This window comes from Trichocoleus sp. AS-A1 (assembly GCF_039962015.1).
In the GTDB taxonomy this organism is placed as follows: Bacteria; Cyanobacteriota; Cyanobacteriia; order Cyanobacteriales; family FACHB-T130; genus FACHB-T130.
The window spans coordinates 1-22,115 of the sequence record NZ_JAMPKG010000036.1 but is presented as its reverse complement, the minus strand read 5'-3'; the positions used below and the strand labels follow the sequence as shown (position 1 = coordinate 22,115).

General features: G+C 45.7%; 17 protein-coding genes. 6 read left to right on the top strand and 11 right to left on the bottom strand.

The window, feature by feature from the left end; translation table 11 throughout:
* Positions 1-7: 7 nt before the first annotated feature.
* Positions 8-1,309: a CO2 hydration protein gene (locus NC994_RS22225; protein WP_190441391.1), complete on the top strand. Its 1,302-nt coding sequence runs from the start codon at positions 8-10 to the stop codon at positions 1,307-1,309.
* A 141-nt stretch (positions 1,310-1,450) separates the two neighbouring features.
* Here the strand turns inward: NC994_RS22225 and NC994_RS22220 are convergent, their stop codons facing one another.
* The 4 genes from NC994_RS22220 to NC994_RS22205 all read right to left on the bottom strand — a co-directional run bounded on the left by NC994_RS22220 (position 1,451) and on the right by NC994_RS22205 (position 8,532).
* Entirely contained in the window at positions 1,451-1,852 is a 402-nt protein-coding gene (locus NC994_RS22220) for a fasciclin domain-containing protein (protein ID WP_190411546.1), read from the bottom strand.
* Positions 1,853-2,000: 148 nt separating this feature from the next.
* Positions 2,001-3,797 (bottom strand): diguanylate cyclase, encoded by a 1,797-nt coding sequence (locus NC994_RS22215; protein ID WP_190441388.1) that lies wholly within the window; start codon positions 3,795-3,797, stop codon positions 2,001-2,003.
* Positions 3,790-4,182 carry a response regulator gene (locus NC994_RS22210; protein WP_190427114.1) on the bottom strand — a complete coding sequence of 131 codons (393 nt, stop codon included), beginning with the start codon at positions 4,180-4,182 and terminating at the stop codon, positions 3,790-3,792. The genes NC994_RS22215 and NC994_RS22210 overlap by 8 nt, the downstream gene beginning before the upstream one ends.
* A gap of 444 nt (positions 4,183-4,626) precedes the next feature.
* Positions 4,627-8,532 carry a PAS domain S-box protein gene (locus tag NC994_RS22205; protein WP_190441377.1) on the bottom strand — a complete coding sequence of 1,302 codons (3,906 nt, stop codon included), beginning with the start codon at positions 8,530-8,532 and terminating at the stop codon, positions 4,627-4,629.
* Positions 8,533-8,761: 229 nt separating this feature from the next.
* Between NC994_RS22205 and NC994_RS22200 the strand changes: the two genes are divergently transcribed.
* Positions 8,762-9,337, top strand: a complete 576-nt coding sequence (locus NC994_RS22200) for a DUF924 family protein (protein ID WP_190441374.1) — start codon at positions 8,762-8,764, stop codon at positions 9,335-9,337.
* 61 nt (positions 9,338-9,398) lie between these two features.
* On the opposite strand, the gene NC994_RS22195 is transcribed toward NC994_RS22200, so the two are convergent.
* Positions 9,399-11,894: a glycogen/starch/alpha-glucan phosphorylase gene (locus NC994_RS22195; protein WP_242032616.1), complete on the bottom strand. Its 2,496-nt coding sequence runs from the start codon at positions 11,892-11,894 to the stop codon at positions 9,399-9,401.
* A gap of 804 nt (positions 11,895-12,698) precedes the next feature.
* On the opposite strand from NC994_RS22195, the gene NC994_RS22190 reads away from it, so the two are divergent.
* From NC994_RS22190 to NC994_RS22180, 3 genes are all read left to right on the top strand, one after another.
* Positions 12,699-13,238: a pentapeptide repeat-containing protein gene (locus NC994_RS22190; protein WP_190441366.1), complete on the top strand. Its 540-nt coding sequence runs from the start codon at positions 12,699-12,701 to the stop codon at positions 13,236-13,238.
* A gap of 384 nt (positions 13,239-13,622) precedes the next feature.
* A complete protein-coding gene (locus NC994_RS22185) occupies positions 13,623-15,224 on the top strand; it encodes a DUF4419 domain-containing protein (protein ID WP_190441362.1) in 1,602 nt (533 codons plus the stop codon).
* A gap of 139 nt (positions 15,225-15,363) precedes the next feature.
* On the top strand, positions 15,364-16,008 hold the full coding sequence (locus NC994_RS22180) for a Uma2 family endonuclease (RefSeq protein ID WP_347276959.1): 645 nt from the start codon (positions 15,364-15,366) through the stop codon (positions 16,006-16,008).
* A gap of 109 nt (positions 16,009-16,117) precedes the next feature.
* Here NC994_RS22180 and NC994_RS22175 read toward each other — a convergent pair whose 3' ends face one another.
* The 3 genes from NC994_RS22175 to NC994_RS22165 form a co-directional block, all read right to left on the bottom strand.
* Positions 16,118-17,842 carry an AIPR family protein gene (locus tag NC994_RS22175; RefSeq protein WP_190441358.1) on the bottom strand — a complete coding sequence of 575 codons (1,725 nt, stop codon included), beginning with the start codon at positions 17,840-17,842 and terminating at the stop codon, positions 16,118-16,120.
* Positions 17,843-18,167: 325 nt separating this feature from the next.
* Positions 18,168-18,503, bottom strand: coding sequence for a XisI protein (locus tag NC994_RS22170; protein WP_190441355.1), 336 nt, complete (start codon positions 18,501-18,503; stop codon positions 18,168-18,170).
* The gene (locus NC994_RS22165; RefSeq protein WP_190441352.1) at positions 18,491-18,907 is read right to left on the bottom strand and encodes a XisH family protein; all 417 of its coding nucleotides are present in this window, start codon (positions 18,905-18,907) and stop codon (positions 18,491-18,493) included. Before NC994_RS22165 ends, NC994_RS22170 begins: the two co-directional genes overlap by 13 nt.
* Before the next feature lie 828 nt (positions 18,908-19,735).
* Here NC994_RS22165 and NC994_RS22160 point away from each other — a divergent pair.
* Complete coding sequence (locus NC994_RS22160; RefSeq protein ID WP_190441349.1) at positions 19,736-21,070, top strand: cytochrome P450; 1,335 nt, start codon at positions 19,736-19,738, stop codon at positions 21,068-21,070.
* Positions 21,071-21,239: 169 nt separating this feature from the next.
* Here NC994_RS22160 and NC994_RS22155 read toward each other — a convergent pair whose 3' ends face one another.
* The 3 genes from NC994_RS22155 to NC994_RS22145 all read right to left on the bottom strand — a co-directional run bounded on the left by NC994_RS22155 (position 21,240) and on the right by NC994_RS22145 (position 21,930).
* Entirely contained in the window at positions 21,240-21,410 is a 171-nt protein-coding gene (locus NC994_RS22155) for a hypothetical protein (protein WP_190411555.1), read from the bottom strand.
* Positions 21,411-21,458: 48 nt separating this feature from the next.
* Positions 21,459-21,656 (bottom strand): chlorophyll a/b-binding protein, encoded by a 198-nt coding sequence (locus NC994_RS22150; RefSeq protein ID WP_190411556.1) that lies wholly within the window; start codon positions 21,654-21,656, stop codon positions 21,459-21,461.
* A gap of 91 nt (positions 21,657-21,747) precedes the next feature.
* Entirely contained in the window at positions 21,748-21,930 is a 183-nt protein-coding gene (locus NC994_RS22145) for a chlorophyll a/b-binding protein (protein ID WP_190441347.1), read from the bottom strand.
* Positions 21,931-22,115: the final 185 nt, after the last annotated feature.

Genomic DNA, 22,115 nt, shown 5'->3' with positions numbered 1-22,115 from the left:
ACTAAAAATGGTACAAACTCCATCTAAGCCTTCAACAAAATTACCTCCTTCTAACCATGAATTTGCCGAAATTATTCACCGCTTAGAAGCTGGTGGTGCCATGCTGCCAGATACGCCGGAAAATCTCATGCAAATTATCGGTATTTATAAAGCGTATGCAGTACCGATGGATTTCTACTGGCGCGACCTGCTTTATATTGCCGAGCATGTCTTTTTAAATCCCTTTCCCTTCTTTAAATACTTCTTGCCCAAAGAGTATTTAGAGTTACATAATCATTACGCTGGAGACGATGCAGATTTGCGGATCTGGCGCGGAGAAGCTACCGCTCATCCCGAACTTCTAGAGTTTATCGAGAAGGGCGAAACTTCTAAAATGCCCAAGTTATTCCATCACTTAGGGCATGACCGAATTAATATGGAATTTGCCGAAGCTTGTATGCAAGCAATGCTTTGGCACGGCAGAGATATGGGCTGGGGTAAATTCGATGCCTATCTGGATACCGATGAATATAAAGCGAATGCAGATAGAGCAATTAAGGCTTACTTCCAAGGCAATCCGGCGATGCTGGGATTGTATAAACTGTTCCCTGATATGTTCTTAGAACAGGTGCGCCAACTGTCTTACTACAGTAATTTAGGCTTGTTCTGGGAAGTGATGGCTCCAGTTTTCTTTGAGATGTCCGACCTCTACGATGAGGGGAAAATTACCAGTGTGCCGGAAGCGATGAATTTTCTGGTAAATGGAATTTTTGCGATCGCGGGTCGTCCAATTTATCATCACGTTTACATTCGGGGTGAAAAGTATGAAATTATCCCCAAATCTTGCGGTTTCACATGGCTGTACGAAGCAGCATTACCGTATGTGGAAGCTGTATTCTACCGCACGGCTCCCTTCCGGGGTACAAAATCTTACAATGCTCAGGCAAAGCAAGTTCCGGAAAATCAGAAAGATTTCCACTATGGAATTCTCTATGCTGATGTATTTCCGGTGGGAACTGCTGGCATTCCGCCGACATTGTTAATGCAGGATATGCTGCATTTCCTCCCACCCTATCTCGTGGATTACTATCGCCAACACTGCCGCGGTGAAGATGATATGTTAATCCAATTAGGGATTACTTTCCAACGCTCGATGTACTGCGTTACTTCTGCTGTTATCCAAGCATTGCGGACGGCACTTCTGTATCCTTTAGATGACTCCAATCCGAAGCATTTACAAGCAAATCGGGAGTTTTTTGAAGCTCAGATGGATCGCTTTAAGCGTCCTGAAGCTCGTTTGCGGGATATTCAGCAGTCGGATTATCGATAGGAGATCCCCCCAAACCCCGCGCTAACGCGCCGCTTCGCTAGAAAAAAGGGGGGCTTTTAAAAGGAGCGCTCGCACTCTGATTCCTCCAACACACCTCAAATAGGGTTTTTAAAAAGGGAGCGAGCGCTCCCTTTTTTTTATTTAACCCATTAAAATTACCGTGTCGATAACGTGAATCACGCCATTATCCGCTTCGATATCTGGTGCGAGAACTGTAGCATTTTTCACCTCAAAACCATCAGAACAATCAATTCTGATGGGTGAACCTTCCACTGAGGTGACAGAACTTACTTTCTCTAAATCGGCTTTCATTAACTTGCCAGGAACGACATGATAGGTGAGAATTCTGGCAAGCTGGGGAATATTTTGCACCAAGGTTTGAATCGTTCCGGGTGGAAGTTTGGCAAAGGCATCATCATTCGGCGCAAAGACAGTAAAAGGGCCAGGACTTTTCAGCGTGTCCACCAACCCTGCCGCTTGGACAGCAGTTACTAAAGTTTTGAAAGAACCCGCACCAACGGCAATATCAACAATGTCAGCCATCTGTTCTCACTTAATAGATTGTATGGAAAAGCTCTGATAACAGTGTAGGGTGAGCCTTGCCAATATTATTGGATTGGCTATTTGCGATCGCTTTAAATCTTTAATGTTCGTTAAAAGCAGTTGTAATCTCTTGATCGCAGAAATTTGTTCACGTAGACAGAACCACCTGATTGCGTCCGCGTCGTTTGGCTTCATAGAGAGCTTTATCTGCGGCTTCATTGAGTTGGGTCGCTTCATCTACGTTGGGAAAGACAGCGATGCCACAGCTAAAAGTAACCGAAAACTCAGCGCCGTCAGACTGCTGCCGAACTTGTGCAAAACCTTCGCGGATTCGGTTGAGAACTTGCACGGCTGTTGCACCATCTGTATTCGGGAGGATAGCCGCAAACTCTTCCCCGCCATAACGACCCGTGATATCAGTTTTTCGCAAACGCTGCTGCAACAGACGGGATAAACTTTTCAGTACGCGATCGCCTGTGAGATGACCATAAGTATCGTTGACTGACTTAAAATCATCAATATCAATCATGGCAAAGGCAAGGTTCGTCTTTTCCCGCCGACCTCGTTGCACCTCAATACTGAGTTGCTCTTTAATCGTCGTATGATTGAGCAGCCCAGTCAGACTATCGCGCACCATCACCGAACGTAAAAGACGCGATCGCTGCACTCGCGGCATCACCGACGCAATCAGATGATTTGGCTGAATCGGCTTGGTTAAAAAATCATCCCCGCCTAGCTGAATCGCCGCTAGCTGCTTATTCAGATCCGTCTCCATCGACAGAAACACAATCGGAATGCCCACATAAGCTGGTTGCTGACGGATCACCGCTGCCAGTTCCACTCCATCGCATCCCGGCATATACATATCCATCAAAATTAGATCCGGTCTGAACTCAATTAACGGCGGCATCACCTGCAACGGATCTGTCACCACCACAGCGGTCATTCCCGCCTGTTCCAAAGTCCAACCATAGAAAGATGCCAAAGGCGCATCATCGTCAACAATTAAAATGCGATACGGCTCTGGTGCTTGCGGCACTGTCAGCAAATCCAGCGCGTCAATCAATTCTCCAATGTTAATTGGCTTGGGAAAATACGCCTTTCCACCCGCTCTCACCGCCTGTAAACGAGCCATGAGATCGTTTCTGGCAGAAATAAACAAAACTGGCAGCGGTTGCTCGCGGTGCTGCTGGATGGCAGTAATTGTTTTGGGGCCAGCGAGACTGTCTTGGGGGAAAACAACATCCACAATTGCAGCGGCGGGTGGTGTTTGCGCGATCGCCTCCTCCAGTTCAGCAATTTTGTCAAAAGTGCGAACCTGATAACCAAAACAACTGATTTGCAACGCCAAATCCTGCGATAGATGCGGATCGTCTTCCACCAAAAAAATCAGCCGATTCTCTGTCCAAGGCTCTTGAGACTGCAACGGGGGGAGGTTTAGATCCAGTACACAAGTGTCCTCCACTGCGATCGCCTGTTTCAATCCTCCTACCAGCACGCAGATTTGTGCTTGCTCTTCTGCGGTTGGCAACTTTCCACTATCCAAAATCGCTTTGAATATCAGTTCCAAGGTTCGTGCCGCATTCCCTAACCCCAGCAACCCAAACGTGGCACTAGAACCCGCCAAACGGTGCATCAGGTGGTGTAGCGTTTCCAAAGGTGAGGCAGCGGCTTCTAGCAGGGACTGAGGCGGATTTTGAGAAGACGAAAGGGGCTGAACCTTTGAGGTGCTGAGGGGTTGATGTTCTTGATTCTCTCCTGCTCCAGGCAGGGTTTCCCCGCCCCTACATCCTGACTCCCCAGCTACGGTCCCTCTTTCCTCAAGGCTTCCCAGCAGCTGATTCCAAATTGTTTCAATCTGCTCAATTCGACTCGGCAGTTGTTGCCTATAGGCAAGGCGTAAGGCATTGAGTTGTTCTTGCGGATCTTGAAGCGCATCAATCATGGTACTGAAACCACATACGATTGAGAGTTGCAGAAAGGGTCATGGGATCGAACGGCTTCGCAATCACATCCAATACACCAAGTTGCTTATAATAAGCTACTTCATGGGTTTGCACTTTGGCTGTCAAGAAAATTACCGGAGTGCTTAAAGTTTGCGGGAGTTCCCGCAGTGCCTTTAGGGTGGTCATCCCATCCATCCCAGGCATCATCACATCCAGCAAAATCAAATCTGGGGCAAATATCGGCGCTTTCTGAATCGCTTCGCTCCCAGAACTACAGACTTCTACCGTGAAACCGCCGACTACTTTCAAACCCAAGCAGGCAACGGTCTGAATGTCCGGATCATCTTCCACCAACAAGATACGAGTTAAAGATGGAGTTGTCATATTGCTTTTGATTGATTACTCATTAATTTAAACTGAGTCGGAAGAAAAAGCATATCTATAAAAAAAGAGAAGATTCTACAATTCATTTGAGATTGCGATAGTTTAGGGTTTATTGTTCTTATCTCTACGAATAACGAACTCATTCCCTATCTCCAGAAAGTAGTCAGACTAAATTATTAGTAATATCGGAAAAGCACTTTTTACTCTCCATTTTACCCTTGCCATGTTGAGTTCCTTACCTCAAGCTCCACGCCTCTCAACGCGGAGAACCAAGCAGGATGGGAATGGCTCCCCAGTCTACAATATGACATGGTTTAATTCGGTCATCTTACTAAATATTTTGATTTTTAGTTTATAAATTAAAAATTTAATAACAACTATTTAAACTCAATCAAATTTAAGTTTCAATAAACGTTTAATTTATTGAAACTTAAAAAAACAGAATTAAGAAGCGGAATTACCGCGTCCAATTAGGGATTTAATCGTTTCTAGCAACTGCTGATTGGAGGTGCGGGACTTGACGAGTGCCGCAGCTACGTGATGTGCCGCCTCCATGCCAACGGTATTGGCGGAGAAAATGACTGCGGGGATGGAGGAAAAAATCTGATTGTTGAGATCCGCTAGCAATTCTAGACCAGAACCATCCGGTAAACTGAGGTCAAGAATCACTAAGTCAAAAGTTTTAGAAGACAGCTTGTGTCTTGCCTCATGAAGATTTTTAGCTGAATCAATTTCGGCGATATTCTGCAAAATTGTTGAGACCACCTGAGTTAAATCCGGATCGTCCTCAACATACAAAATATGAGGCTTACTGTCTGAGTTCTGCCGAACTGCTTGGCGGACAGATGCCATCAATCGCGCCTGATCGATTGGTTTATCCAGCCAGTCTATCACCGGCAATCCACCGCCACTGAGTTGTTCGCGCCCCTGTTGGGCTTTGGCAGAAACGACCACAATCGGGAGACTCTGAGTATTTTCATCCTCCCGCAGTTCGCGGATCAAAGAGATGCCATCTTGACCGGGTAGCGCCAAATCTACAGTCATCGCTGCATAGCAATTTTCTGACAAAAGCTGCTTGGCTTGGGCTGCATTGTAAGCGATATCTGCACTTAAACCTTCTTGTTTCAGCATCAGCGACAGCAGCGTGGCAATATCGGGATCGTCTTCACAGATAAGGATGGGGAGACTTTCCGGCGAGTGGGAAGTCATAATCTTTGAGATCCGTGCTTCTTGCCATTCTGGTAAATCGAAGTAGAAAGTCGTCCCGACATTCGTTTGAGTTTCAAAACTAATGTGTCCTCCGAGTTTTTCTACGATCGCTTTGCAGATACTTAAACCTAAGCCAGTTCCTCCCTTTTGACGGGTATCTGAGGAATCTGCTTGAGCAAATTTCTGAAAAATCCGAGGGCGAAAGTCTTCGGGAATCCCACAACCGCAGTCGGTAACGGCAACTCGGATGGTATTTGGCGATTGAGTTGGACGGGAAACGGAGAGGGTGACGGTACCATTGGGGGGAGAGAATTTGGCGGCGTTGGAGAGTAGATTCGTTAGTACCTGCATCAGGCGATCGCGATCGACATTCACCTGAACACCGGACAACTCAGACTCCAGTACCAACTGCACCCCAAACTGTTCGCCATAGCCCCGGTTCGCCTCCAGCGCCTGCTCTACGAGGGGCATCAGTTCCAGCGGCTGGAGATGAAAATCCATTTTGCCGGATTCAATCTTTTCAATATCTAAAATGTCGTTAATCAGGAGAATCAGACGCTCGGTATTTTTATAAGCAATATTCACGAGCGCCTTTGCCTCATTGGGAATTTCACCCGTCACACCTCCAGCAATTAAACTCAAGGAGCCTCGCACCGAAGTGAGCGGCGTCCTCAATTCATGGCTGACGATGGAGACAAATTCGTTTTTCAGTCGCTCCATCTCCTTGCGCTCGGTAATATCGCGCACGATTGCCAGCACTTCATCCGCTCCGTTGACAACAACGCGAGCTTCATAATCGCGCACAGAGCCTATCTCTCCGGTTGGGTAAGCGGGATTCAAGGGGGCGAGCAGTTGATATTCAAAAACTTGGATCTCGTTAGCAGACAGCGCTTTGGCTACATAATGCAGCATTTGCTGCGCTACCTCGGTTGGCAAAAGCTCCTGCACAGTTTGACCGATGACTTGAGCGGGAGCGATCGCCCGAACGTCATTTTTAGCGGCTCTGAAGTCTAGAAAGGTGCCATCTTCACGGATGCGAAACATCGAATCTGGGATCGCGTCGAGGAGGGCGCGAGTTTTGGCTTCACTTTGGCGCAACACTTCGCTTTGGCGGAGGGTTTCCTCTACTTGGATGCGTTCGGTGATGTCGGTGGCGACGCCAATTGCGCCCATGACTTCGTTGTTGGCGTTTCGCAGGGGCGAATAGCGAACCTCGAAGGTCAATTTGCCCATTTTTACCAGGGATGTTAAGGCTTTGCCGGATAGCGCTTGCCGAACCTCTTCGAGAATCTGTGGGAAGCGGCGGTACACCTCAAAGATGGATTGACCAACCACCTTACCCGCTTCCAGTCCCAAAGTATCCAGACCGCTCCCTTCGGAAAAGGTAATGACACCCCGATCGTCTAAGGCAAATAGAACGATGGGCGCACTTTTCACCACAGTCCGCAGACGTTCCTCGCTATCGCGCAATGCAGTCTGAGCGGCTTGCGATCGCGCTAGTTCCGCTTCTACTTGCTCGAACAAAGCGGCTTGTTGAATGGCGATCGCGATTTGCACGCTCAGTGCCTCTAGCAGTTCGACTTCCTCATATTGCCACTGCCGCGACGAGCGACAGTGATGGGCAATTAGCAACCCCCACAAGTGGTCTCCTTGCAAAATCGGTACGACTAGATTCGCTCGCACCTGAAATTGCTCTAACAATTCAATATGGCAGGGGTTGAGCTGAGCCGTGTAGATATCTTCAATGACACGGATACGACCTTGTTGATAAGCCGCAGCGTAGGTTTTGCCAAAGCACGGATCTTTGATATTGCTTCCCAGCACCGCCAACCACTGGGCACTCACGGACTCTACAACGACGGTGCCACTTCCATCCGGCTCAAAGCGGTACAAGATCGTTCGGTCTGTCTGAAGAAACTGCCGCACTTCCTCCACGGCAGTGTTGAGAACATCCTCCAGCTTCAAGGATTGGCGGATACGCTCTTGCATCGCTCCTAAGAGCTGCTCCCGTCGCAGAAGCTGCCGTAAAACGGCTTCAGCCTGCTTGCGGGCGGTAATGTCGGTGTGAATCCCAATCAACCCGACTACATTACCATTGTCATCGGCGATGGCATCAGCCCGAAGCAAAATCGATATAGTGCGATCGCTCTGGGTACGCATCTCGACTTCACCACTCCAGCAGGAGTTGCCTTGTTTGATGGTGCTGATGACTTCACGAGCGACATTCGGATCGCAGTAGCGGATAGCTGGCCCCCCAGCCGCATTTATTTCGTCTGTGGTGTATTCAAACAATTCCACAAACGCCGGATTGTGATACAGAGACTGCCCTTTGGCGTTCGTAATGATGATGGCATCGCTCGCATTTTCAACGGCTTTGCTAATCCGAATCAGATGTTCTTGGGCTTCCACTCGGTCGGTGATGTCAGTTTGGACACCCACAAAGTTTGTGAGTTTTCCTTGGGGATTCTTTACTGGCGCAACTCGCAGTTCGTTCCAGAAAAGCGTCCCATCTTTGCGGTAATTCCGCAAGGTGACATTGCACTCTTTTCCCTCCCGGATCGCTGTTCGCAATTGAGCGATCGCCGGTTGCTCTGTATCGATTCCTTGCAAGAAGCGGCAGTTGTGCCCTAAAACTTCGCTCTCGGAGTACCCGGTCATTTCCTGAAAACTGGGATTGATATAAATCAAGGGATTGTCTGGCAAGCTCGCGTCGCTAATCACGATGCCGTTATTGCTAGCAGCGATCGCCTTCTCCAACAGGTGTAGGTGTTCCTGTGATGGATGGCGCTCAGCGATCGCATCTCTCGACACGATCAATCCGCCGATTTCACCTGTGCCAGTGCGCCACGGCTGTACTTCCCACCTTACCCACTCCATAGTTCCATCAGTACGGGGTAAAGATTCTTCAACCTTCTCGATGCTTCCCGCTAAACAGCGCTGATGAATTGCCTGCCAACGGTCTGCTACTCCACGCTCAATTTCATAGTAAGAGCGCCCGATAATATCCTCACCAAGATTTTGCTCCGTCAGCCATCGATGACTGAACAGCAGGTAACGCATCTTGCGGTCGAACATGGCAACGGCTGCTGGCGCTTGCTGGATAAACAGTTGAAGCAACTCTTGGTTATCGGTGTAATTCATGAGTCAGGCTGGGGGTGAGCGGGAAGTTAAAGTGACGCAGCTAAACACTTCTATTCCAAGGGTGCCCAAATGCAATCTTTAGCTATCATCGGCATCACCAAATCGCTGCTTCCGGGCGCTGACAATCCGGCTCAGTGCAGGAACCGATCCCTCCTTAGCCCCTTTTTTAAGCGGGAATTAGATCGGAGGATTGGGGAGAGCGAAATTGAGGGCGTTGGAGCCAAAACTCATGTCACAAGTCCATGAAATTTTGAATTTTTGGTTTGGCAAACCCGATGAGGCGGGTTATGGGAAACCCCGTAAAGTCTGGTTTACCAAAAAACCGCAGTTTGATGAGGAGATCCGAACCCGCTTCTTAGGAGACTACGAACTAGCCGCAGCGGGTCAGTTAAATTCCTGGAAGGAATCGCCCCAAAGCTGTTTAGCACTGATACTGCTATTAGATCAATTTCCACGCAATTTGTTTCGCGGGAGTGCCCAAGCTTTCGCAACCGACAGCCTTGCTCTGTCTGTGGCACAGCACGCAGTTGCCAATGGCTTCGATCGAGAATTGCTGCCAGTCCAGCGATGCTTTTTTTATTTACCTTTTGAACATAGTGAAAATCTCGAACATCAGCGTCAGTCAGTGGAGTTATTTCAGCAATTGGGCGACGATCCTGACTGTATTGATTACATTTCCTACGCAGTTCGACACTTCGAGGTAATTGAACGCTTTGGGCGATTTCCCCATCGCAATCAGATTCTCGGTCGAGAGACAACGACCCAGGAGGCAGAGTTTCTTCAGCAGCCTGGGTCGTCATTTTAACGATTAAGATGCAACTGCATTGACTGTCTTGTCGCGCTGTCCCCTACTTACGAGTTGCTCGTTAAAGGACAGGGCGCTTGGCTTGCACCTTCACCTGCAAACCCGCTGTATGCGGTTGATACTCTTTCAAGTCGATCTTGACTGGCTGGACGTTCCAAATTTCTTGGCAATACTCCTTAATCGTGCGGTCTGAGGAAAATTTCCCCGTGCGAGCAACGTTGAGAATTGACATTCGAGTCCAGTGCTTTGCGTCTCGATAAGCTCGGCTGACTTCTTGCTGGCAGTCAATATACGCTTGGTAGTCGGCAAAGAGCATATACTCATCCCTGTCTAGCAACGATTCCACAATTGGTTTGAAAAGGTCGCGATTGTCGGGTGAGAAGTAGCCGGAAGCGATCGCGTCGATCGTTTGTCGCAGTTCGGCGTTGCTATGGTAATAGTCTCGCGGGTTGTATCCCCTTGCCTTCAGCGCATATACTTCTTGAGTTGTCAAGCCAAATAAGAAAAAGTTTTCAGGCCCGACTTCTTGGCGGATCTCGATGTTGGCACCGTCCAGCGTTCCGATGGTAAGCGCCCCATTCATGGCGAACTTCATGTTGCCCGTCCCGGAAGCTTCTTTGCCCGCCGTGGAGATTTGCTCGGAAAGATCGGCGGCTGGATAAACTCGCTGACCGAGAGAAACCGAGAAATTTGCCAAGAAAACGACCTTAATGCGATCGCGCACATCCGGGTCATTATTGACGACTTTCGCCACCGAATTAATCAACTGAATGACCAGTTTGGCAATGTAGTAGCCAGGAGCGGACTTGCCTGCAAAAATAAAAGTCCGGGGCAAGATATCAACATTGGGATCTTTTTTGATCCGGTTGTACAGCGTAATAATGTACAGCACATTCAACAGCTGACGCTTGTACTCGTGAATCCGCTTCACCTGAATATCAAACAGAGAATCTGGATTTACTTCAATGTCGTTGTAGAGCAGAATGTACTCTGCCAAGGATTGCTTATTTTTGCGCTTAATCGACGAGAAGCGAGAACAAAACTCAGCATCATCAACAAACGCTTCTAGCTGCTTGAATTGATCGAGTTGTGTTACCCAATCATTGCCAATTTTCTCAGTAATCAGCTCAGACAGATGGGGATTGCTCAGCAACAACCACCGGCGCGGTGTCACCCCGTTCGTTTTGTTATTAAACTTTTCGGGCCACAATTCGTAGAAATCTCGCAAGACATCCGCTTTGAGCAAATCGGTATGCAGTGCTGCTACCCCATTGATGGAATGGCTGCCCACGCAAGCTAAATGCGCCATGCGGACGTACTTCTGGGCACCTTCCTCAATAATTGACAATCTCCCGATCCGCGCCTCATCTCCCGGATACTTGGCACGTACCTCATCGAGAAAGTGACGGTTAATTTCATAGATAATCTCTAAGTGCCGAGGCAACAGATGCTCAAACAAGCTCACAGGCCAGCGTTCTAGAGCCTCAGAGAGCAGTGTATGGTTCGTGTAGGCGAAGACGCGCCGAGTGATGTACCAAGCTCGGTTCCAGCCTAATTCGTACTCATCCACCAGCAACCGCATCAGTTCGGCAACCCCAATCGATGGGTGCGTGTCGTTGAGCTGGATAGCGACTTTGTCGTAGAACCGATCGAAAGTCCGGTGAATGCGCTGATGCGAATTGATAATGTCTCGGAGAGAACAACTGACGAAGAAATACTGCTGTTCTAGGCGCAGTTGCCGACCCTGAGAGGTGTTGTCGTTGGGATAGAGAACTTTTGAGATATTTTCAGAAAATATCTTGTTGGTAACGGCACCGGCATAATCACCGCTGTCGAAAACCTGGAAGTCGAACTCTTCAGAAGCCCCCGCCCGCCAGAGACGCAGCGTATTCACTGTATTGTTGTTGTACCCAGATACGGGTGTATCGTAGGGCGTCCCTAAGATTTTCCGATCGGGAATCCAACGCACTCGATAACGACCTTGTCCATCGCTGTAAGCTTCTGTATAGCCGCCGAACTTCACTTCAACGGTTAATTCTGAGCGGCGAACTTCCCAAGGGTTGCCAAACCGGAGCCATTTGTCGGGGTGTTCGACTTGAGCGCCATCCTGAATCCATTGATCAAAGATCCCGAATTCGTAGCGAATGCCGTAGCCAACTGCCGGAATTTCTAAGGTGGCGAGGGAGTCGAGAAAACAAGCCGCCAGACGTCCTAAACCCCCATTGCCGAGTCCGGGTTCTGATTCTAATACTTTGAGGTCGTTGATGTCGAGTCCGGACTCGTGGAGAGCTTGGCGTGCCCGTTCGTACAAACCTAAATTGAGTAGGTTATTGTCCAACTGACGACCCATCAAGAACTCTGCCGATAGGTAATATACGGCTTTGACATCTTTGTCGATGTAGGTTCTGCTGGTGTTAATCCATCGGTGCAGCAAGCGATCGCGCACAGTATAAGCGAGAGCCATGTAGTAATCATGGGGCGTCGCCCAATACTCATCTTTTGCCAGCAGGTAATACAGGTTATCTGCAAACGCCCGTTTCAGGGTCACGACCGTCATCCCAGTGCGATCGTCTTCCACCTGAACTTCAACGGGTTCAATGGGTTCAATGGGTGTCTCCAAGTGGTCGGCGTGCCCGTCATACGGCGGCTCAAAACGCCCCCCCTGCGAGGGCTGATGACTACTTTCTGTCATGTATCAATCTCCGTTTAACAGCAGTCTGTTGCTAGTCCCAATCCTGTCATAACCGGCTTTAGGCTGGCACGGCGGGAAGTATTGGCGGGAAGTATTGGCAATATGCCTCCGGCACGCTGCACGAACGCATCTTCACAAAACCCGTGCCTAAGCGAATTGTGTAAATCTTTAATTTAAACCCAAAATTATTATATTTTGGCTAATGATTTTTATAGTTTTTTATTAAGCAAACTCAGAGAAATAAACATAACTCTTTATAGCGGCTGATGGTGAATTTTCACAGGGTTCCAGCAGTACCGTGCCCTAAAAAAAAACAGATATAATAAATTTTGTTACAATTCATCTGTAAATAAATGCAGACTAAGCCGTTTTTTTATTAAAAAGTAACAACTTTTTAAAGTTTAATGTCCAATTTAAAAATTTTTGGTTCAGCATCAACACAGAATCTTCACGATTTATTCCCTAAATTAGATGTAAAAGTAAAATGAAAGATTTACTAAATACTACAGGGAGAGAAAATAGCATGAGCTTGCTGTCTTGCTTTGCGTGGTTGAAAAACGGCTTTCTGGGAGTCCCGCAAAAAACAACTAGGGAACTTATTGCACGACATTAACATTCGATAGGGAAAGAACAAGATTGTTAAGTGTTACCTAGGAAGAAGTAGTGAATATGAATGGTGAGACACTCAAAAGCAAGTATGCAGCAGGACAAAGAGACTTTCGGCAAGCGAATCTATACCGAGAAAAACTCACCTTTGCTTGTCTAGATGGAGCGAAGTTCAGCCAAGCTAATCTAGGCATGATCAACCTCAGGGGTGCAAATCTGCGTGGAGTAGACCTCCAACAAGCACACTTGATGAGGGCGAACTTGAAGGATGCAGATTTAACGGGAGCCAACCTGGAGGGAGCGAATTTAGCGGGAGCAAATCTCAGCGGAGCCAATCTTACGGGAGCCAATTTGAAAAAGGTAAATCTAAACCGAGCCGTATTAGGTGGAGCGAACCTGAGTCAAACTAATTTAAGGTACGCAAATCTCTGCGAAACCATTCTGTTTGGCGCAATTTTAACAGGAGCGATTCTGCTCAAAGCAAATGTAGCTGGGGCAGTTTTGCTGAAGACAAATTTGACCAATGCGGCTGTAATTGAAACCGATTTGAGCGAAGCACGCTTAGAAGAGGTCACGATGCCTGATGGTACAATCCATCAGTAATCGGTACGATACTGCTCAGTGCAAAACATTTTTTACATTCTGAAAAACCGTTTGTGAGCAGCCCTAATTAAATAACCGATATACTTTCACCTTGTCAGTTGGATTTAGCTAAAACGAAATCTAACGCTAAATCCGGCAGTCTTGGTAGGTGCTGTGACCTCAAACGCCACTTGTTGGCATTACCGTTAGGGCATCAATCGGATTAGGCTGAGTTTCGTGCTTTCACCTAACCGATAGGCGATCGCATCTGACCTTGACACCATCTTGACACCATAGAGAAAGACACGATTAGTTCCTTGATTCGGAAGATATATTCTTGAAGGATGCCACTCCCTTGTAAGTAGGCTTAGCCTCCATCCTATTTACTCACCACCAGAAATTTTTATGGAAACCGTAGCGTCGATTTTGCATCAATCGGACGGAGAAATTAGTTTTCTTGTTGATGATGTCCAGGTATGTCGAGATATCATTCCTGTGAGCGAGGCTTGGAGTAAATTTGAGGAGCGATTAGGTTCTCCATTATTGGCATTCAGCCACAGTAACTCATTTGAAGTCATTCAGGAATCAGGGAATCATCCTCTAGTCACTGCTGTTCATATTGCCCACAGCGAACATCGACCGCTGTTGCTGACTCCAGATGCAATTTGGCTGACGATTGCCCAAGGGTTTGCACAACACATCAACAATCATGCCGAAGAGTTGCGATCGCGTTTTGTGGGTCATTCAGGCAAGCTGGAGTTAAAGGTTGAGACTCAAAAACTCGCTCAACCGAGTGACTGGGCTGAAGTGATTGAACAATGGTCAGAACGCATTCGTCACAATGTTCAGCCCGATATTCACTCACTCATGGTGTGCAACTTCAGCACCACTACATCCATCATCCAAACTGCAAGTCAGGTGGTGATGATGGATGCGTTGCAGCAGTATTTTGATTATATGCTCTATGCCATTTGCGGCATTCCTGGGATTACAGTGCGCGGAACAGAAGCCGACTGGCGCAGTATCCGACACCGGGTTGAAGCGATCGCTGCTTACGATCTGGGTTGGTGGACACAACGGCTGTTGCCAATTTGTGATGCTTTGATTGACACCGTTGCTGGTAGACCTCCATTGAAATTTTGGCAGCACATTTACAAACCAAAGGAGATATACGGTGGAGAGGTGATTACAGGATGGTTAGCCGATCTATTTCCCTACATTAATCATTCCGTCACTCATGCTCCTACAGACAAGAATCCGATTTTAGATATCCCTCGTGCAGAACTCACGGTCGAGGACGGAATCTCACCAACAGTATTACCCACGGGACTCTCTAAAGCACCAATCGCACTCGTTACCCCTCAAGGAGAAGGTGATTTAGAAGTGGTTGCAGGCTTTATTGGAGTTCGACAACAAGATGGTTATCTCCAACCGGAAATCGGCTGGGCAGTACGGGAGCAAAATCGATTTCTCAAGTTCCTAAACACGCTAAAGCAAAAACCTGGCGTGCGATTGCCGATTGATTGGTCACAGCCTCAAGGCCAACCTGAAATGCCAAAGGAACTGATTCAACTCCACAGCCATTTCGACGGTGGCACAATCGTTGGTCAAAGCAAATATCCTTGGCACATTCGGGCATTACAGGACTATACTTATCACGAGTTGAAAGGTACTTCCAAACAGTTCACTGCTTTTATCGATATTGAGGGCGATCAGTTCACTGGTTTCATGGATATTGAGGGCGATCGCTGCATTGCCTACGGTTATGTACGCCGCCTCAACAGTAGAAATCGCCTTTGGGAATGGTGGGTCATTGTAGGCAAACTCGTTTGTGAAGGAACCGATCCAATTTTTGGGCGAGAAGTTTGGGCATTCACAACCGAAGACGTAAAGGTGATTGCCAATGGAATTCCGCAACTGTTTGAACGGATCGCGAAAGCTAAGGGACAATACTACTTTGACGATCCTGACTTCCAACCACATGATTCATTGTCGGCATCCAGATAGTTTTGGCATCCGATTCAATGGCATAACTGACTCTGATAGGTGCGATCGCGCATTCGCCTAAGCAGCCCCATTCTCCGCATACAAAGGCAATTTCACAAGTGCTACGATTGCCAGTAAATGCGCTCAACTCACATACCCAGTGTCCACATCCATACCATCTGATACACTAAATACCCAAACCATTGCGGCAGTACCAACAGAACCCGTGTGGCGTTTGAGTGTTGAGCAGTATCACCAGATGATTCGTCTTGGCATCCTAAGCGACGACGATCCGGTAGAGCTGCTGGATGGATGGTTGGTCTACAAAATGCCGAAAAATCCGCCCCATCGTGCGACCACAAAACTTACTCTAAATGCCTTAGAAGCGGTCATTCCAGAAGGCTGGTACGTCGATACTCAAGAACCTATCACCCTAGCCGATAGTGAGCCAGAACCGGATGTGGTGGTCGTTCGGGGAAGTACCCGCGATTATCTCGATCGTCATCCCGGTGCCTCTGACATCGCTCTGATTATTGAAGTTGCCGATTCTACCCTAGAGCGCGAATGTCCTGGGGACACGCTTCGCGAACGCACCTCAAAACAGCGTCTCTATGCCCGTGCTGGGATTCCGATTTACTGGATTATCAACCTCCCAGAAAAGCAGATTGAGGTCTATACCGACCCTGTTGTGACATCCGAATCCATCTATCAGCATCGTCAAGATTATCAACTGTCTGATGAAGTGCCTGTTGCGATCGCAGGGCAAATAGTCAGCCGTTTATCTGTGCTGGACTTGCTTCCTTAAGTGCTGATTGCTGATTGGGTTTAAGTAGAAAAATGCTAGCTGACAGAGGAAAATTCGTGCTTTAACCTAACCGATAGGCGCTAGGCGATCGCACTACCCCTGGATCTATTTACCAGGAATGTTGCTCAAAAATCTTTTTAGGCTTATCTGTATTGAAGAAAGCTGCATATGAAAATTTATCTTTGTGACCCAAATTTCTTTGTTCAATTTCTATAACTTTTTTAAGAATTTCAATAACCTGGGGATATAATTCCCAAATTTCATCAATTTTACTAAATTCAAGACTAATAGAACTTTTCTGGGCTAAGTTTGCGATTATGTATAGGATGTAGTACGAAGAATATAAAACAAAATTATCTTCAGACGAAGACAAGTCTTTTTTAAGATTAGTCTTTTCTTCTTCTATTCTTTCAAATAATTTGTACGGTAACAGCACTTTGTCAGCAGTAATTTCATCGCTGAAAATTTCATCATATCTCTCACCGAAAATGAACTTCTTCCGATTCTTCGCTTCTCTAGGCATTTCCTTGTAAAAAGCCATTATAACTTGACCGGATTTTTCCGCATCAAGTCTAAGATTTTTGTCCTTATCTGCATACTGATTTTTTTTGCGCTCGTAGTATAAACCTTTCGCAAGAAACTCTTGTTCCAACTTCTGTTGGATAAAATCTATTGAGCGAACGTCTCGACTTTTAACCGGGTTTTGGCTATTAGTATATTCTGCAATACTCGTACTCAATACTGTATTTTTTGTTTCATATATACGGCATAGAATTTCAATGTCCTCAAACTTACTTGAATCTTCCAAAAAAGCTTCATGAAGGGCATGAATTGTCTGACTTCCATTCACAATTTGAATATTTTCAAGCTCAATTATTGGCGAACGTATAGTTGTAGGGTACTCAAATCTATCACAAGTAATAGTGATTCCGTTATTAAAGTAGAAGAATCTACGATTTTCATCTGATAAAGCTGTTCTCTTTATATTTCTATTTATCTTGGATCTCTGCTTCAAATAAACTCTTACATTATCTTCAAAAGCGTCTTCAAGAAGACTGTACTTCTTTAAATCAGAATAATTAGTAAGATTTACATCATTCCTTACGGACTCGTCATTAAGCACAATACGTATAATATCCCTTGCATCAACATTAACTATCAAAGCTCTAACATCGCCGTCAGATTTTTCAAAAATGTTTTTATTAATAGCTCTCAATTTAGCGTTAATTTTTCTCCTACTCTTTCTTTGTATGAGATTTATCAAATCCTCAATTAGATAGTATTTTACTTCAAAGTTTGAATGTCTACCGATAGCCCTTTCAAACCTCTCTTTTTCTAACTTTTCAAGTCCAAGATAATAGTTCGCATACATATATACCGCAAAACTAGGATTAACATCATCAAGAATTTTCCATATTTCCCCTACTCTACTATATAAAGCTTGATTAACTGTATCCTTAATGGATTCTTCCTGTAAAAATAGATCGGTGATGAAGCCAGTTATCTTGTCTATCTCAACTGATGGCAGGTTGTTTTTTGTTTTTTGGAACTGACTTGTGTATTTAAAGTTAAAAAGATATATTTTAGGCTTTTCACTCACATCTTCATAATCTATATGAACAGCATCAATCCCTCTATCATGACCACTGCCTTTACCAATTTCTCTTAAAAGATTATTATCCGTTATTGCATCTTCAATTTCGTCGTCCTGTAATCCTAGAAGCAAATTTAAAACAAAGTATGAGAAAGCTGAGGAATCAGACTCTAATTTAAAATCTTTTTTGTATTTCTGAACATTAGTGTGGATTAAGGAAAAATCTTGTAAAGAAGGCATATTTTGGTTTACCGAGTCTATTAAGTGTACTAGCCTTAACTTCTATTTTATAGTACATGAGGTTAAATAAGATGTAGTATTCACCCGTAAAGGTAAACGCGTCTATTAGGAGGTTACTGGTGCTTCAATTAACCTTCTAGCCAGTTGTAGCAGCTAGCAGGGCGATCGCTGCCCACCACAACCTCTGATTAGTCACGCTGCGATCGCTGTCAAAATTTCACCTTGAAACCATTGCAACCAAGAGCAGTCGCTAGCCTGACTCTATCCAGATTTTGTCCAGATTGGTAGAGCAAGCACTTTTGTAGAGGATGGGTGGCAGGAGCGATTAAGCGACCCCATACCCTGTGTACGGACGCTTATACGGCGGATGTAACCCCAGGACAATATCCTCCTTCGGCACCCCCATCTTTACTAATTCCCGCGCAATGTCCACCTCAGTCATATTGCGCTGAATCCAAATCTTGCCATCATTAATGTCCAAATGGATGAAACAGTTGTAGATCCGCTTCAGTCCTTCCCAACCAACATCCAGCAACTGATAGTGGTCATGTTCCGCATCAAAAACAAGCTGGCACTCAATGTCTGGATTACGCTCTTCTAGCGTCGCCTGTTCAGTTAACAGTTTACGGACGCATTCGCGGTAGTGTTCTAATCTTTCCATTCGATAACTACCTCCTTGCTTGGATCGTAAACGACGAGCTTTAGTTGATAAATCTTGACCGCTTCTTGAACAAACCGCTCTTGAAAGAAGGAATCAAATGTATCAAACGGTATCGCTAAATACAGCGTCCTGTCTGGTTCACGCATTTGTAGGGCAAGCCGATAGTTCAAAAATTGCCCCAAAGCTACATGAAAGTCATTAATGACAGAGTTGTTCAGAAAGCTTTTAACTTCAACTGCGATTTTTCGCCCTGCCTTCTCAGCTGCAAAGACCTTTTCTGCCGCCAAATCAATCTCAAACTTCACGCCCTCAATTTTAATTGTCAGAGGATCAGCCGTAATCGTCCACTGCTCCTTTAGGAGTGCCTGTTTTACAGCGTTATGGAATAAGTCTTTGGCAGCCATTTCTCGTCACACAGCGTCTCGCCCCATCTTACAGCGATCGCTTAATTTGCTTAGCATTGCATAAGGCTGATTGGTCACGCGGCACCAGCGCCAAAACTTCACTTTAAAACCATTGCAGATAGGTAGAGCAAGCAGAATGGGTGGCAGGTGCGATCGCTCCTAGTCTATTAACTCTTTCTTTTTATGGAAGCGTTTCTCTGTCCCTAGATGGATTAGGCAAATCGTAACTCTTAACTACGATCCCAGTAAATTGAACTGTATAAAGCATCAGAAATTAAATCAAGGTAGGAAAATAGAATGCGAATTTTCTTTTGGGTAACTTTGTCTTTTGTCAGTGTTGGAGCGATCGCGCTTCTTCTTCAACCCATTATTGATGTTCATTAATTTAAGTTTGTTTTCCCACAAAAAAACCTGTCGATAGTTAACTTTAGCCCTTTCGGTGTAAGGGCTAAATTTTATTTATTATTCCGTCCCAAAGTCTTACCTTAATTAGGTTGCTTTGGTTAATTACTATTGCTTACGCTTGTGCTGACCTGCACTTTTGCAGACGAGGGATGGCAGAAGCGATCGCAAAGCGCGTCCCCAGGATGTTCGCGTTCGATGCAAGTGCCATTTGACTTGGGACAAATTTGTTTTGGTTAAAATTTAGATAGGCGCTCTTTAAGAAAAAGTAGCGCTCGCTGTAATCGTCGCTGTTCTGTCGGGTAAGGCTTGAAAGTGTTTTTTTACAGCTAGAACTCAACAAAACCGAGATAATAGCTACCTTTCGGCATGAGCAGCCATAAAACCATTTGATTATTCACAAAAGCATTTTTAACCGAGTTGTTTATGCCCGCAGTACGTTTACCACCTGGCCCTAAAGCTCATTTCCTTGTGGGTAATCTTCCAGAGATAAACCGCGACCCGCTTAAGTTCCTTAGCAAATGTGCTAGAGAGTATGGCGATCTTGTTTGCTGGAAGTTTGGGCCATTTCCAGCTTTTTTAGTCAACCATCCTGACTTGATCGAGCAAGTGTTGGTTACTCAATACCCAAACTTTGTGAAAAGTAGCGTATACCGACGCGGATTGCGCGTTGTAGGCAATGGCTTATTAACCAGTGAAGGGGACTTTTGGCAGCGTCAACGCCGCCTGGTTCAACCAGCTTTTCATCAGGAACGAATTGTCGCCTATGGGAAGGTAATGGTTGACTATACTGAGCAATTAATTGACCAATGGCGCGATGGCGAAATCCGCGATATTCATCAAGATATGATGTTGCTGACCGAAGAAATTGTGTCAAAAACACTGTTTGATGTTGATATTAAAGATGAAGCGGAAGGAGTGCAGGCGGCGCTAAATGCAGTGATGGATTTTAATTCCAATCTTGCTAATCAATATTTCCTTCCTGGTTGGGTGCCTACTCCTAGTAACTTACGCTACCAACGAGCAATTGAAAAATTGGATGCGATTGTCTATCGCATTATTAACGAGCGGCGAGCTAGCGGTAAGGACACAGGCGATTTACTCTCTTTATTGCTTCAAGTGCGGGATGAATCTGATGGAACTGGGATGAGCGATCGCCAAGTGCGAGATGAGGCAATGACTCTCTTTTTGGCGGGTCATGAAACGACTGCTAACGCCATGACATGGACATGGTTTCTACTTGCACAACACCCAGAAGTAGAAGCGAAATTGCAAGAAGAATTAAAGACAGTGTTGGGCGATCGCGCACCCACGGTTGCCGATTTACGTCAGTTGCCTTATACAGAGCGAGTGGTGTTGGAATCAATGCGACTGTATCCGCCAGTGTGGGGAATGAGCCGACGTGCCGTAGAAGACTGCGTTCTGGGGGGGTATGAGGTCAAAGCGGGTACAACTGTGTTTATCAATCAGTGGGCGATGCACCGAGATCCTCGCTTCTTTGAAAATCCAGAAGTTTTTAACCCGGATCGTTGGGCAGATAATTTCATCAAGAAGTTGCCTACCTTTGCCTATTTTCCCTTTGGTGGCGGGTCGCGAATCTGCATTGGCAAGGCATTTGCGATGATGGAGGCAAGTTTACTACTGGCAGCGATCGCGCAAAAGTTTCGCCTGACGCTACAACCAGAGTATCCGGTGGTGCTGCAACCCTCGTTAACACTCCGCCCAAAACATGGGATGAAGATGTTGGTGACTCAGCGATAAGCGATCGCGCACTACATTTTAGAGTTTTGGTGAGAAAGTGTTTAGCCCGATTTAATATCACTACCTTGCGTTAGCAACCTTAAGTTGAGTGACTTAATTTTTTAGAAATATCTAAAGGCTGACACTTCCTTCAGAAAATGCCAGCCTTTAGAACTTCTATTGAGTAGAACTAGAAACCAGCAACTCCGCGATAAACACTTATAACCACCGTGAGAATGGTGATAACTCCTATTGAAGTGCTAAGGATAAATAGAACAGAAGGTTTCTTTGCAAAAGGGGTTTCGCTATCGTGTTGCACAGCGTCAGTTTGATTGGGATTTTTTGGTTGTTCAGATGTCATAATGATGCTCCAAATTTAGATTTCAATGAGTTTAATTGATTAGAACAATTACCAAAGATTGCTGAGGATATCGCCCCAGAAATGAACGATGCCTTGCCCACTTAATGCCTCTATAGTGAGGATGGATACAAAACCGAGCATGGCAAAGCGACCATTCCAAATTTCAGAATTTGGGGTGAAGCCTTGTTCTATGTTAATAGCAGCTTCCGTGTATTGTTGTTCTGTTTTATCTTGCGAAATTTGCATTATTTAAATTTCAAACGCAACTTTGTAAAAAAAAGAAAGTCAGATTTAAAGGCGGGTAACGGTAAGAGAAATTAGCAAGAGATCGCCTTGCTTATAGGATTCCCCAAAAGTGCAGGACTCCCTGATTGCTAACTAAATCAATAAGGACAGCAATCACAATGCCCACCATTGCCAAACGACCATTCCAAATCTCAGCGCTAGGGGTAAAACCCCATTTCCATTCGCTGCTGTAATGTTTGTAGCTCAAACTTTCTTCTCTATCTACAATCTGCATAAGCTCGCTCTAAACGGTTTTCCTTTAACTATATTATTTGAAACAAATCTTATAATGTTCTTTCCAAAGTAGTAGACCTCTTGCAAAAGTCGTCGCTGGGGTAATATGAGGTCTGAAATTATGCGCTCGCTCACCTGTCTTCTACGCTCACCCCTGGTAATTCATAAGTAAAGCTAATGAAATAC

Coding starts and splice junctions, on each gene's coding strand:
- NC994_RS22225 (WP_190441391.1), top strand. CDS start 8: ATGGTACAAACTCCATCTAAGCCTTCAACAAAATTACCTCCTTCTAAC.
- NC994_RS22165 (WP_190441352.1), bottom strand. CDS start 18,907: ATGGCTGCCAAAGACTTATTCCATAACGCTGTAAAACAGGCACTCCTA.
- NC994_RS22220 (WP_190411546.1), bottom strand. CDS start 1,852: ATGGCTGACATTGTTGATATTGCCGTTGGTGCGGGTTCTTTCAAAACT.
- NC994_RS22205 (WP_190441377.1), bottom strand. CDS start 8,532: ATGAATTACACCGATAACCAAGAGTTGCTTCAACTGTTTATCCAGCAA.
- NC994_RS22195 (WP_242032616.1), bottom strand. CDS start 11,894: ATGACGGTCGTGACCCTGAAACGGGCGTTTGCAGATAACCTGTATTAC.
- NC994_RS22190 (WP_190441366.1), top strand. CDS start 12,699: ATGAATGGTGAGACACTCAAAAGCAAGTATGCAGCAGGACAAAGAGAC.
- NC994_RS22155 (WP_190411555.1), bottom strand. CDS start 21,410: ATGACATCTGAACAACCAAAAAATCCCAATCAAACTGACGCTGTGCAA.
- NC994_RS22215 (WP_190441388.1), bottom strand. CDS start 3,797: ATGATTGATGCGCTTCAAGATCCGCAAGAACAACTCAATGCCTTACGC.
- NC994_RS22160 (WP_190441349.1), top strand. CDS start 19,736: ATGCCCGCAGTACGTTTACCACCTGGCCCTAAAGCTCATTTCCTTGTG.
- NC994_RS22150 (WP_190411556.1), bottom strand. CDS start 21,656: ATGCAAATTTCGCAAGATAAAACAGAACAACAATACACGGAAGCTGCT.
- NC994_RS22175 (WP_190441358.1), bottom strand. CDS start 17,842: ATGCCTTCTTTACAAGATTTTTCCTTAATCCACACTAATGTTCAGAAA.
- NC994_RS22210 (WP_190427114.1), bottom strand. CDS start 4,182: ATGACAACTCCATCTTTAACTCGTATCTTGTTGGTGGAAGATGATCCG.
- NC994_RS22170 (WP_190441355.1), bottom strand. CDS start 18,503: ATGGAAAGATTAGAACACTACCGCGAATGCGTCCGTAAACTGTTAACT.
- NC994_RS22200 (WP_190441374.1), top strand. CDS start 8,762: ATGTCACAAGTCCATGAAATTTTGAATTTTTGGTTTGGCAAACCCGAT.
- NC994_RS22145 (WP_190441347.1), bottom strand. CDS start 21,930: ATGCAGATTGTAGATAGAGAAGAAAGTTTGAGCTACAAACATTACAGC.
- NC994_RS22185 (WP_190441362.1), top strand. CDS start 13,623: ATGGAAACCGTAGCGTCGATTTTGCATCAATCGGACGGAGAAATTAGT.